The organism is Streptomyces sp. NPDC036822 (assembly GCF_055609145.1).
This window is the reverse complement of sequence record NZ_JBVJPY010000001.1, coordinates 781,212-793,759: the sequence shown is the minus strand read 5'-3', so window position 1 is coordinate 793,759 and position 12,548 is coordinate 781,212. Positions and strand designations below refer to the sequence as shown.

Annotated in this window: 10 protein-coding genes; 8 read left to right on the top strand and 2 right to left on the bottom strand. The window is 73.0% G+C overall.

Going from position 1 to position 12,548, the window contains the following annotated elements:
* Positions 1 to 10: 10 nt before the first annotated feature.
* The 5 genes from ACZ68P_RS03685 to ACZ68P_RS03665 all read left to right on the top strand — a co-directional run bounded on the left by ACZ68P_RS03685 (position 11) and on the right by ACZ68P_RS03665 (position 6,306).
* On the top strand, positions 11 to 757 hold the full coding sequence (locus tag ACZ68P_RS03685; RefSeq protein ID WP_471002004.1) for a ComEA family DNA-binding protein: 747 nt from the start codon (positions 11 to 13) through the stop codon (positions 755 to 757).
* A complete protein-coding gene (locus ACZ68P_RS03680; RefSeq protein ID WP_471002002.1) occupies positions 754 to 3,294 on the top strand; it encodes a ComEC/Rec2 family competence protein in 2,541 nt (846 codons plus the stop codon). The genes ACZ68P_RS03685 and ACZ68P_RS03680 overlap by 4 nt, the downstream gene beginning before the upstream one ends.
* A 48-nt stretch (positions 3,295 to 3,342) precedes the next feature.
* Complete coding sequence (locus ACZ68P_RS03675) at positions 3,343 to 4,020, top strand: winged helix-turn-helix domain-containing protein (RefSeq protein WP_471001997.1); 678 nt, start codon at positions 3,343 to 3,345, stop codon at positions 4,018 to 4,020.
* A 109-nt stretch (positions 4,021 to 4,129) separates the two neighbouring features.
* Positions 4,130 to 5,392, top strand: coding sequence for an MFS transporter (locus ACZ68P_RS03670; RefSeq protein WP_471001993.1), 1,263 nt, complete (start codon positions 4,130 to 4,132; stop codon positions 5,390 to 5,392).
* Between the two features lie 41 nt (positions 5,393 to 5,433).
* Positions 5,434 to 6,306, top strand: a complete 873-nt coding sequence (locus ACZ68P_RS03665; protein WP_471001989.1) for an arylamine N-acetyltransferase family protein — start codon at positions 5,434 to 5,436, stop codon at positions 6,304 to 6,306.
* 69 nt (positions 6,307 to 6,375) lie between these two features.
* Here the strand turns inward: ACZ68P_RS03665 and ACZ68P_RS03660 are convergent, their stop codons facing one another.
* A complete protein-coding gene (locus ACZ68P_RS03660) occupies positions 6,376 to 6,618 on the bottom strand; it encodes a hypothetical protein (protein WP_471001986.1) in 243 nt (80 codons plus the stop codon).
* Positions 6,619 to 6,689: 71 nt separating this feature from the next.
* Here ACZ68P_RS03660 and holA point away from each other — a divergent pair, with 71 nt between their 5' ends.
* Positions 6,690 to 7,676 carry a DNA polymerase III subunit delta gene (holA, locus tag ACZ68P_RS03655; RefSeq protein ID WP_471001984.1) on the top strand — a complete coding sequence of 329 codons (987 nt, stop codon included), beginning with the start codon at positions 6,690 to 6,692 and terminating at the stop codon, positions 7,674 to 7,676.
* Between the two features lie 373 nt (positions 7,677 to 8,049).
* On the opposite strand, the gene rpsT is transcribed toward holA, so the two are convergent.
* Complete coding sequence (gene rpsT, locus ACZ68P_RS03650; protein WP_137989361.1) at positions 8,050 to 8,316, bottom strand: 30S ribosomal protein S20; 267 nt, start codon at positions 8,314 to 8,316, stop codon at positions 8,050 to 8,052.
* A gap of 185 nt (positions 8,317 to 8,501) precedes the next feature.
* Here rpsT and lepA point away from each other — a divergent pair, with 185 nt between their 5' ends.
* Positions 8,502 to 10,373 (top strand): translation elongation factor 4, encoded by a 1,872-nt coding sequence (lepA, locus tag ACZ68P_RS03645; protein WP_471001980.1) that lies wholly within the window; start codon positions 8,502 to 8,504, stop codon positions 10,371 to 10,373.
* 292 nt (positions 10,374 to 10,665) lie between these two features.
* Positions 10,666 to 12,540, top strand: a complete 1,875-nt coding sequence (locus tag ACZ68P_RS03640; RefSeq protein WP_471001977.1) for an AMP-dependent synthetase/ligase — start codon at positions 10,666 to 10,668, stop codon at positions 12,538 to 12,540.
* Positions 12,541 to 12,548: the final 8 nt, after the last annotated feature.

Below are 12,548 nucleotides of genomic sequence, written 5' to 3'. Positions count from 1 at the left end.
CGCACCGGCCGTGGAGCCGGAGCGGCCGGAGCGAGCGGGACCCCGGAGGCGGGAGCGGTGGGCGCTCGCGCTCGGGGAACGGCTGCCGCTGTGGGTGCAGTCGAGGTGCGGCCTCGAACCGAGGGCGCTGGCCGCGCTGGCCGTGGTCCTGCTGGTGGCCGCGGGGCTGGCAGGGCGCTACTTCTGGGCGGGACGGCCCGAGGCGGTCCGCGCACCCGAGTTCGTGCGGACCGCGCCGCTGCCGGAGAGCGGGGCGTCTCCTCCGGCCACGGCGCTCCCCGCCCCGACGTCGGGGGCACCGCCGTCGGCGGTGGTGGTCGACGTCGGCGGCAAGGTGCTGAGGCCCGGGGTGCTGACCCTGCCGAGCGGATCTCGGGTGGCGGACGCCCTGCGCGCGGCCGGAGGAGTCCGGCCGGGGACGGACGTCACCGGTCTCAACAGGGCCCGGGTCCTCATGGACGGTGAACAGGTCGTGGTCGGTCTGCCGGCGACGGGCGGCGGACCGGTGAGCGGCTCCCTCGCCGGCGCCGGTGCGGGCGGCGGCGCCGTGGCCGGGACGCGGGCGATGCCCCTGAGCCTCAACACGGCCACGGTGGAGCAGCTCGACACCCTGCCCGGCGTCGGGCCGGTCCTGGCCCGGCACATCGTCGACCACCGCGTGGAACACGGCGGGTTCCGGTCCGTCGCCGAGCTGCGTGAGGTCAACGGCATCGGTGAGCGCCGGTTCGCGGATCTCGAACCCCTGGTCCGGCCGTGAGCCGGCAGGGGACGGGGGCGCGTGCGCTCACCCTGGTTCGGCACGCGCCCGGTCCGGCCGCCGACGGGCCCGTCGGCGGCCGTGAACCGCGCGGTCCGGGCGACGAGGGGCCGGCCGATCTGCGGCTCGTGCCACCGGCGTTGGCGGCCTGGGGAGCGGCCGCGGTCGCGGTCGGTGTCCCCGGATGGTGGGCGCTGGGCGGGGTGCTGGCCTGCCTCGCCGGAGCGTCGCTCCTGCTCCTCCCGGTGGCGACCCGGGCCCGGCGCCAAGCGGCGTGGCGGCTCAGAGCCACCGCGACGGCGGCGGCGCTGCTCTGCGCGGCGGCCGGTGCCGCGTCCGGCGGGCTGCACGCGGCGGACCTGACGCGAGGGCCGGTGCCCGCCCTCGCGGGGGAGTACGCCCGGGTGAGCGCCGAGCTGGCGGTCACCTCCGACGCGCGGCTCACGCGGCCCCGGATCCGGGGCGACCACGCGGCCCCGGCCTCCGTCGTGCTGCGGGCCGAGGTGGCCAGGATCGCGAGGCCCGACGGGTCGGCGCACCGGACCAGGACGCCGGTCCTGGTGATCGTGCCGGCGGGAGAGGGCCGGGAGCGGTGGCTGCGGCTGCTGCCCTCCACGCGGCTGCGGGTCGACGGCCGTCTCGCTCCGACGACCCGTCAGGGCGAGCCGTTCGCGGCGGTGTTGCGGGTCGAGGGGGCGGGCCCCCCACGGATCACGGGCCCGCCGAGCGCCCCGCAGCGCACGGCGGGGAAGCTGCGGGCCGGACTGCGACGGGCCACCGAGGGCCTCGGGCCGGACGCGCGGGCGCTCCTGCCCGGCCTGGTCGTGGGGGACACCTCGCGGATCGAGCCCGAACTGAGCGACGCCTTCCAGGCCACGGACCTCACCCATCTGCTGGCGGTCTCGGGATCCAACCTCACGATCGTGCTGCTGCTCCTGGTCGGCCGCCCCGGCAGCGCCCTGCGCGCGGAGCGCGGAGGGCTCGCGCCGCGGCTCGGCATCCCGCTGCGCTCCACGGCGCTGCTCGGGGGCGGACTCACCCTGGCCTTCGTCATCGTCTGCCGGCCCGATCCGAGCGTGCTGCGGGCGGCGGCCTGCGGCCTGGTCGCCCTGCTCGCCATCGGCACGGGGCGGCGCCGATCGCTGCTTCCCGCGCTCGCCGCGGCGGTGCTGCTGCTGGTGCTGTACGACCCGTGGCTGGCCCGGAGTTACGGATTCCTGCTGTCCGTGCTCGCCACCGGGGCGCTGCTCACGATCGCGCCCCGCTGGAGCGACGCCCTGCGGCGGCGCCGGGTGCCGGGACGTGCGGCGGAGGCGCTGGCCGCCGCTCTGGCGGCCCAGGCGGTGTGCGCGCCGGTGGTGGCGGTCTTCGCCGCCCGGGTGAGCCTGGTCGCGATCCCCGCCAACCTCCTCGCGGAGCCGGCGGTAGCACCCGCGACAGTGCTCGGGTTCGCCGTCCTCGCGCTGGCACCGGTGTCCCTGCCGGCCGCGGAGCTGGTCGCCCGGGTCGCGGCCTGGCCCGCCGAGTGGATCGCCACGGTGGCCCGCGCCGGGGCGGCGCTGCCGGGCGCGGAGGTGACCTGGCCGGGAGGCCTGCCGGGCGGGCTGCTCCTGGCGGCCGTCTGCCTGCTGCTGGTGCTCGGCGCGCGGAAGCTGCCGTGGCGGCGGTGGATCGGTGCCGGATGCGCCGTCCTGCTGCTCGTCGTGGTCGTCCGGCCGGCGCCGCTGGCCCGGCTGGTCACGGGATGGCCGCCGCCGGACTGGGCGTTCGCGATGTGTCAGGTCGGACAGGGGGACGCCACCGTCCTTGCGGGCGGCGGCGGGACGGCCGTCGTGGTGGACGCCGGGCCCGATCCGGCGCTGGTGGACCGGTGCCTGCGTGACCTCGGGATCCGCCGGATCCCGCTGCTCGTCCTCACGCACTTCCACGCGGACCATGTCGCCGGCCTGGCGGGGGTGATGCGGGGGCGGGCCGTCGGGGCGATCCAGACGACGGGGCTGGACGATCCGCCGGGGCAGGCCGCCTTCGTACGGCGCACGGCGGCCGCGGCCGGGGTCCCGGTCGTCCGGGCCGTGCCCGGGGAACGACGGCGTCTGGGGACGCTGGAGTGGCAGGTGCTGTGGCCCCGGGCGGCGCCGGGCGCGGTGGGGGCGAAGGAGTCCGGGCCGAACGACGCCAGCGTCACCCTGCTCGTGCGGACGGCGGGAGGGCTGACGCTGCTTCTCCTGGGAGACCTCGAACCTCCCGCCCAGCGTGGCCTGTCGCGGGCCTACCCGGCTCTGCGTCCGGTGGACGTGCTCAAGGTCGCCCATCACGGTTCGGCGCACCAGGATCCCGGGCTGATGCGGGCGGTCCGGCCCCGGCTGGCCCTGGTGTCCACGGGGCGCGACAACCCGTACGGACACCCCTCGCCCCGGACCCTCGACGCTCTGCGGGCCGGCGGGGCGCGGGTGCTCAGGACGGACCGGGACGGCGCGATCGCGGTGTCGGGGCCGGGCTCGGCCCTGCGCGCCCTGCCGAGGGGAGAGGGTTCATGAGCGGCGCTCCTCCTTGTAAAGGAAGCTTTCTAAAGCTATCTTTACATCATGGAGGAGAAGCACGAACAGCCGCGCAGTATCAGCCTCACGGACCCCCGGGCCCTGCGGGCGTACGCGCATCCCACGCGGATGCGGCTCGTGGGGATGCTGCGGGCAGACGGGCCGTTCACCGCCACCCGGGCGGCCGAGCTGACCGGGGAGTCGGTGGCCAGTTGCTCGTACCACCTGCGGATACTCGCGAAGTACGGGCTCGTGGAGGAGGCGCCGGGCGGCCGGGGGCGGGAGAAGCCCTGGCGGGCGACGGCCCGGTACACCGACTGGCCGGGGGACAGCGAGGACGCCTCGGTCGCGGAGGCGGCGGACGCGCTCAGCGCCGCGGTCGCCGAGCTGTACTTCGGGCGGGTCCTGAAGGCCATGGAGGACCGGCGGAGCCTGCCGCGGGAGTGGCGGGAGGCCGAGCAGCTCGGCGACTCCCTCGTCTACCTCACGCCCGCCGAGCTGACGGCGTGGGGCGAGCGGGTCGACGACCTGTTGCGGCCCTACGAGGACCGTGAGACGGACCCGTCGCTCCGGCCGGAGGGGGCCAGGCCCGTCAGCGTGCTGCGGATCGCCTACCTCGACCGCGAGACCCTCGCCGCACGGGGCGACGCGCTCGACCCGGTCGACCCGGTCGACCCCGGCCGGTCCGTCGCCCCCGTCGACCCCGACGAGCGCGCCGCCCCGTGACGCCGACGCCGACCCCACCCGTGAAGCCGCCGGTGACGCCCAAGCCGACGCCGAGCCCGCCCCTGACGCCGAGCCCGCCGAGCGGGTCGCCCCTGACGAGGAGTGAGAGATGAGACTCGCCGCCCGCGTGCCGGCGCTCCTGCGAGAGCGCTCCTTCCGGCGGTACTGGACGGGCCAGACGGTCTCGCTCGTCGGGGACCAGATATCGCTCATCGCGATCCCCCTCGCCGCGGTGCTCGTCCTGGGGGCCGACGCCGCCGAGATGGGCTGGCTCAAGACGGCCGAGCTGCTGCCCGCGCTCCTGCTCAACCTGCCTCTCGGCGCCTGGGCCGACCGGCAGGCACGCCGGAGACGCGCCATGATCGCCGCCGACCTCGGACGGGCGGCGCTCCTGGTGACGCTCCCCGTCGCGTACCTGCTCGACGCCCTCACGCTCGGACAGCTCTACGCGGTCGCGTTCGGGGTCGGGGCGCTGAGCGTGCTGTTCGAGGCATGCAACGCCGCGCTGTTCGTGGCCCTCGTCCCCACCGAGCGCTACGTCCAGGCCCAAGCCCTGGTCAACGGCGGCCGTTCCACCGCCTGGCTGGCCGGCCCGGGCATCGGCGGCGTGCTGGTGCAGGTCCTCACCGCCCCCTTCGCGCTGCTCGCCGACGCCCTCACCTACCTGCTCTCGGCGGGCTTCCTGGCCAGGATCGACCCCGTCGAACCTCCGCCCGCGCCGGTCGGGAAGGGGCACTTCACCGCGGGACTGCGCTGGGTCGTGCGGAACCCCTCCATGCGCGCCCTGTTCGCGGCCTCCGGCACGATCCAGTTCTTCAACTACATGTTCCACACCCTGTTCGTGCTGTACGCGACGGCCGAACTCGGCCTGAGCGCGGGCGTGCTCGGCGCGGTCCTGGGCGCCGGAGCCGTGGGAGGGCTGATCGGCGTCGCGTGTGCGGGGGCGGTCGTGCGGCGGTTCGGCATCGGGCCGTCGATCATGGGCGGCTTCCTCGGCTTCACCCTGCCGCTGTTGCTCATCCCCCTCGCCGAAGGGCCCACCGCCCTGGTCGTCGCCCTGCTGTTCGGCGCGGAGTTCCTGTCCTGCGTCGGGGTGGTGATCGTCGACATCGCCGCCGGTTCCTTCCAGATGGCGCTGATACCCGACGCCGTCCGGGCCCGGGTCATGGGTGCGTTCCGGACGCTGAACCACGGCTTCCGTCCGCTCGGCGCCCTCGCCGGCGGCTTCCTCGGCACCGCGATCGGACTGCGTCCGACGCTGTGGGTCGCGACCGTCGGAGCGGTGTTCGCCGTCCTGTGGCTGCTGCCGTCACCACTGCCCCGTACCCGCGACCTGCCCGCACCGGCCGAGGAGGCCGTCCCCGTGGCCTGAGGTCCTGGATCACCCGGCGTCCGCCCGGGCAGACTGGACGGATGACCGCCGCCCCGGAACCCGCCCCGCAGACCGACCCGACCACCTGGCCTTCCCCCGCGACGGTCGACGCCTACCTCCGGCGCATCGGCGCCGCGCGCCCGGCCCGGCCCGACGTGGCGGCCCTGCGCGACCTGCATCTGCGGCACCTGCGGAGCGTCCCCTTCGAGAACCTCTCCCTCCACCTCGGCGAGGACGTCGTCCTGGAGGAGAAGGCGCTGCTCGACAAGGTGGTCGGCGCCCGCAGGGGCGGCTTCTGCTACGAGCTCAACACCGCGTTCGCCGTCCTGCTCCGCGCGCTCGGCTTCCCGGTCGCCCTCGTCCAGGCGCGGTGCTTCGACGGCGAGGGCCGGCTCGGCATCCCGTACGACCACATGGGCGTCGTCGTGGAGACACCGGAGGGGCGATGGCTCGCGGACGTCGGCTTCGGCGACCACAGCCACTTCCCGACGGCCCTGGACGAGCGCGGTGACCAGGCGGATCCGGGCGGCACGTTCCGCATCACGGAGACGGACGAAGGGGATCTGGACGTGCTGCGGGACGGGAAGCCGCAGTACCGGCTGGAGCCGCGGCCGCGGGTCGCGGCCGACTTCACGGCGGGCGCCTGGTACCACCGCACCTCACCGGACTCGCACTTCACGCGCTCACTTGTCTGCTCCCGGCTGACCGAGGAGGGCCGGATCACGCTCAGCGGCCACAAGCTCGTCACCCGCGCGCACGGCCGGCGCACCGAGCGGCTGCTGGACGGTGACGACGAGGTGCGCGCCGCCTACCGCGATCTGTTCGGCATCGTGCTGTCCGAGTTGCCGGTCCTCCGCCCCCTGGGGGAGCGTCCCCGCCGGGCGGACGGCGGTCCGACGGCCCCCACGGCCTGACGCTGGGCCGAGCGCCGGACCCAAGGATTTCGGGGGCACGAGCCGAAGAAACCTCCGCCACCCGCCGCGCTACGGAGCTTCCAGCCAGCCCTCGTACTCCGCGGCGAGCGCGTCGAGCGCCCCCGCGTCCAGCCGGCTCTCCGGGTCCTCCACGACGACCAGCCACTGGGCGTCCTCCGCGTCGTCCTCACCCGCGAGGGCGTCCCTGACGAGCTGCGGCTCCTCGGCGACGCCGAAGCGGGCGGGCAGCTCCTCGGCGACCTCCTCGGCGGCGTCGCGGTCCGGCAGTACGAGTACGTGTCGTTCGCTCACCGGGCCATTCTCCGGTACGGCCGCAGCCACCCGGGCCGGGGTGTCGGTGGCCCGTGGGATGCTGGGAGGCGATGGCACCCAGGAAGAATTCGACCGACGACCTCCTCGCCCCCGTGACGCTCGCCGTGGGCCAGGAGGACCTGCTCCTCGACCGAGCCGTGCGGGAGGTGGTGGCGGCCGCCCGCGCCACCGACGCCGACACGGACGTACGCGACCTCACCAGCGACCAGCTCCAGCCCGGCACGCTGGCGGAGCTGACGAGTCCGTCGCTCTTCGCCGAGCGCAAGGTCCTGATCGTGCGCAACGCCCACGACCTCTCCGCCGACACGATCAAGGACGTCAAGGCGTACATCGACGCCCCGATCGAGGAGATCACGATCGTGCTGCTCCACGCGGGCGGCGCCAAGGGCAAGGGCCTGCTCGACGCGGCGCGCAAGGCGGGCGCCCGCGAGGTGGCCTGCCCGAAGACGACGAAGCCTGCGGAGCGGCTGACGTTCGTGCGGCAGGAGTTCCGGGCGCTGGGGCGCTCGGCCACGCCCGAGGCGTGCCAGGCCCTGGTCGACTCCATCGGCAGCGACCTGCGGGAGCTGGCCTCGGCTGTCTCGCAGCTGACCGCGGACGTGGAGGGCACCATCGACGAGGCGATCGTCGGGCGGTACTACACGGGCCGGGCCGAGGCGTCCTCGTTCAACGTCGCCGACCGGGCGGTGGAGGGACGGGCCGCGGAGGCGCTCGAAGCGCTGCGCTGGTCGCTCTCGACCGGAGTCCCGGCGGTCCTCATCACCAGCGCGCTCGCCCAGGGCGTCCGCGCGATCGGCAAGCTGTCGTCGGCACGCGGAGGCCGGCCGGCGGACCTGGCCAGGGAGCTGGGCATGCCGCCCTGGAAGATCGACCGCGTCCGCCAGCAGATGCGGGGCTGGACGCCGGACGGCGTCTCGCTCGCCCTGCGCGCGGTGGCCGAGGCGGACGCGGGCGTGAAGGGCGGCGGCGACGACCCGGAGTACGCCCTGGAGAAGGCGGTCGTCGCGGTGGCGAGGGCGGCCAGACTCCGCGGCTAGCCGCTAGCCGGGGCCGCCGGCCTGCTGAAGGTTCTGCCGGTCCGGTCGGTCCGGCGAGAGTCCGGCCGGTCCGGCGAAGGTCCCGCCTGTCCAGCCGGCCCGCCAGTCCGGCGAAGGTCCCGCCTGTCCAGCCGGCCCGCCAGTCCGGCGAAGGTCCCGCCTGTCCAGCCGGCCCGCCACAGGCCCCGCCGGCCGGTCCGGCGTACGGCGAAGGCCCCGTCCCTCTCCTGGGGAAGGAGAGGGACGGGGCCTTCGGCGTAAGACTGGGTGGGCTCGTACACGCGTGGCGAACGCGTATCGCGTACGAGTCCGGGGTGCCGGTTGGGAGCGGGAGAGAGGGCCCGCTGGGTCCCGTCCGGCGTCACATCAGAGCTCAGCCCTGCAGGGCGGCAACCTTGGTGGCCAGCGCCGACTTCTTGTTGGCGGCGGCGTTCTTGTGGATGACACCCTTCGAGACAGCCTTGTCGAGCGCGCGGGAGGCGGCGCGGGAAGCCACGACGGCCTTCTCGACGTCACCCGCGGCGACGGCCTCGCGGGCCTTGCGGATCGCGGTCTTGAGCGAGGACTTGACGGCCTTGTTGCGCAGGCGCGCCTTCTCGTTCGTCTTGTTCCGCTTGATCTGGGACTTGATGTTCGCCACGAAAAGAGCCTTTTCAGGTTCGATGATGTTTCTGAGTGTGTGACCCGTAGCTGAGAGGGCGTACGAGACACAGCTGTCCACGGTATCAGGCGCCCTCGGTGCCGCCCAAACCGAGCGCCGCACCGCACTCGTGGGACCATGGAGCCTACGTATCGATCCGACATCGCCCCGAGACGAGACCCTGCGTGCCCGCGACTCCTACCCACGTGCCCGAGCCGAGCCGTACCGACCCGGCGCTGATCCGCAACTTCTGCATCATCGCGCACATCGACCACGGCAAGTCGACCCTTGCCGACCGGATGCTCCAGCTGACCGGTGTCGTCGACCAACGGCAGATGCGCGCCCAGTACCTCGACCGGATGGACATCGAGCGCGAGCGCGGCATCACCATCAAGTCCCAGGCGGTCCGTCTTCCCTGGGCGCCCACCGAGGGCGCGGGTCAGGGCAGGACCCACATCCTCAACATGATCGACACCCCCGGGCACGTCGACTTCACGTACGAGGTCTCCCGCTCCCTCGCCGCCTGCGAGGGCACGGTCCTGCTCGTGGACGCGGCCCAGGGCATCGAGGCGCAGACCCTCGCGAACCTGTACCTGGCGATGGAGAACGACCTCACCATCGTCCCCGTACTGAACAAGATCGACCTGCCGGCCGCCCAGCCGGAGAAGTTCTCCGAGGAGCTCGCCAACCTCATCGGCTGCCAGCCCGAGGACGTGCTCAAGGTCTCCGCCAAGACGGGCCTGGGCGTCGAGGCGCTCCTGGACCGGGTCGTGCAGAACGTGCCGGCCCCCGTCGGTGTCGCCGACGCCCCCGCCCGCGCGATGATCTTCGACTCGGTCTACGACTCGTACCGCGGTGTCGTGACGTACGTCCGTGTCGTCGACGGACAGCTCAACAAGCGCGAGCGCATCAAGATGATGTCGACCGGCGCCACCCACGAACTCCTGGAGATCGGCGTCTCGTCCCCCGAGATGACGTCGGCCGACGGCATCGGCGTCGGCGAGGTCGGCTACATCATCACCGGCGTGAAGGACGTCCGTCAGTCCAAGGTCGGTGACACGATCACCTCCCTGCACAAGGGCGCCACGGAGGCGCTCGGCGGGTACAAGGACCCGAAGCCCATGGTCTTCTCGGGGCTCTACCCGCTGGACGGCTCGGAGTACCCGGACCTGCGCGAGGCCCTCGACAAGCTCCAGCTCAACGACGCCGCGCTGGTCTACGAGCCGGAGACCTCCGCCGCGCTCGGCTTCGGCTTCCGCGTCGGCTTCCTCGGTCTGCTCCACCTGGACGTGATCCGGGAGCGTCTGGAGCGCGAGTTCGGTCTCGACCTGATCGCCACCGCCCCCAACGTGGTCTACCGCGTGGTCATGGAGGACGGCAGCGAGCACACGGTCACCAACCCGAGCGAGTTCCCCGAGGGCAAGATCAGTGACGTGTACGAGCCGGTCGTACGCGCCACGATCCTCGCCCCGAGCGAGTTCATCGGCGCGATCATGGAGCTGTGCCAGACCCGCCGCGGCACGCTGCTGGGCATGGACTACCTCTCCGAGGACCGGGTGGAGATCCGCTACACCCTCCCCCTCGCCGAGATCGTCTTCGACTTCTTCGACCAGCTGAAGTCCAAGACCCGCGGATACGCCTCCCTCGACTACGAGCCCACCGGCGAGCAGGCCTCCAGCCTGGTCAAGGTGGACATCCTGCTGCACGGCGACAAGGTGGACGCCTTCTCGGCGGTCACCCACAAGGACGCGGCGTACGCGTACGGCGTGCGGCTCGTCGCCAAGCTGCGCGAGCTGATCCCGCGGCAGGCGTTCGAGGTGCCCATCCAGGCCGCCATCGGCTCCCGGGTCATCGCCCGCGAGACCATCCGCGCGATCCGCAAGGACGTCCTCGCCAAGTGCTACGGCGGTGACATCTCCCGTAAGCGGAAGCTGCTGGAGAAGCAGAAGGAAGGCAAGAAGCGGATGAAGATGGTCGGCTCGGTGGAGGTCCCGCAGGAGGCCTTCATCGCCGTGCTGTCGAGCGACGACTCCGCGGGCGGCAAGACCAAGAAGTAGTCGGCCGGCCGAGCCCGCCCGGGCCGGGGCGGCCTGCCGGGTCACCCGATCGGACCTCCGATCGATCGGACGATTAGCTGACGGATACACCGAACGGGCCCCCGCACGCATGGTGCGGGGGCCCGTTCGGCGTTCGTTCTGTTATCAACCGGGTATCAAGCGGCGGCCCGCAGGCTCTTACGCACCGGACTTCGGCCATCTACTCTGATCCCGGATCGCAGGTTACTCGCCAGTTAGATACGCACCGCCAGATCGCACCACCAGCAGGCACCGCCGCCGCCCGGAGGACGTCGTGAGCGACACACTGACCCAGATCGAGAACCGGCCGCCCTCCGTGGCGACCCTCTTCCTTGAGCGCGTGGCGCGGACTCCCGACGCGGAGGCCTATCGCTATCCGGTCCCGGCCGCCTCCGGCCAGGGTCCCGACGAATGGAAGTCGCTCAGCTGGGAGCAGGCCGCCGAGCGGGTCTACGCCATCGCCGCCGGTCTGATCGACCTCGGAATCCAGTCGGAGGAGCGGGTGGCGCTGGCCTCCGCCACCCGGGTGGAGTGGATCCTGGTCGACCTCGGCGTGATGTGCGCGGGCGCCGCGACCACCACCGTGTACCCGCAGACCAACGCCGAGGAGTCGGCGTTCATCCTCGCCGACTCCGAGTCCAAGGTCCTCATCGCCGAGGACGCGGCCCAGGTGGCCAAGGCCCGTGAGCGCCGCGCCGAGCTGCCCGGCCTCCACCACGTCGTCGTCATCGACCCCACCGGCGTCGAGACCGACGACTGGGTCCTGACCCTCGCCGACCTGGAGACGCGCGGGAAGGCGTACCTGGAGAAGCACGCCGAGGCCGTCAAGGAGCGCGTCGCGGCCATCACCGCCGACCAGCTCGCCACCCTCATCTACACCTCGGGCACCACCGGTCGCCCCAAGGGCGTCCGCCTCCCGCACGACAACTGGTCGTACATGGCCAAGGCCATCGCGTCGACCGGCCTGGTCACCAAGGACGACGTCCAGTACCTGTGGCTGCCGCTCGCGCACGTCTTCGGCAAGGTGCTGACCTCCGGACAGATCGAGGTCGGACACGTCACCGCCGTCGACGGCCGCATCGACAAGATCATCGTGAACCTGCCGGTCGTCCAGCCGACGTACATGGCCGCCGTGCCCCGCATCTTCGAGAAGGTCTACAACGGGGTCGCCGCCAAGGCGCGCGAGGGCGGTGGCGCCAAGTACAAGATCTTCCAGTGGGCCGCCGGCGTCGCCCGCGAGTACGCCAAGGTCACCCAGGACAACTTCCGCCGCACCGGCACCGCCTCCGCCCCCTTCGGGCTCGCCACCCAGCACAAGATCGCCGACGCGCTGGTCTACAAGAAGCTGCGCGAGGCGTTCGGCGGCCGGCTCCGCGCCGCGGTCTCCGGATCGGTCGCCCTGGCGCCCGAGATCGGCTACTTCTTCTCCGGCGCCGGCATCCACATCCTGGAGGGGTACGGCCTCACCGAGTCCAGCGCGGCGAGCTTCGTCAACCCCGGCGAGGCGTACCGCACCGGCACGGTCGGCAAGCCGCTGCCCGGCTGCGAGGTCCGCATCGCCGACGACGGCGAGATCCTGCTGCGCGGCCCCGGCATCATGGAGGGCTACCACGGCCTGCCGGAGAAGACGGCCGAGGTCCTGGAGCCGGACGGCTGGTTCCACACCGGCGACATCGGCGAGCTGTCGGCCGACGGCTACCTGCGGATCACCGACCGCAAGAAGGACCTGTTCAAGACGTCGGGCGGAAAGTACATCGCGCCGACCGAGGTCGAGGGCCAGTTCAAGGCCGTCTGCCCGTTCGTCTCCAACATCGTGGTCCTCGGTGCCGACCGCAACTACTGCAGCGCGCTCATCGCCCTCGACGAGCCCGCCATCCTCGGCTGGGCGGCTGAGCAGGGCCTCGGCGGCAAGTCCTACGCGGAGGTCGTCGCCGCTCCCGAGACCGAGAAGCTGGTCCAGGGCTACGTCGACCGCCTCAACGAGGGCCTGCAGCGCTGGCAGACGATCAAGAAGTTCCGTCTCCTGCCGCGCGACCTCGACGTCGAGCACGGCGAACTCACGCCGAGCCTGAAGATGAAGCGGCCCGTGGTGGAGCGCACGTACCAGCACCTCATCGAGGACATGTACGCGGGGTCGCGCGAGGCCTGACCCGCGCG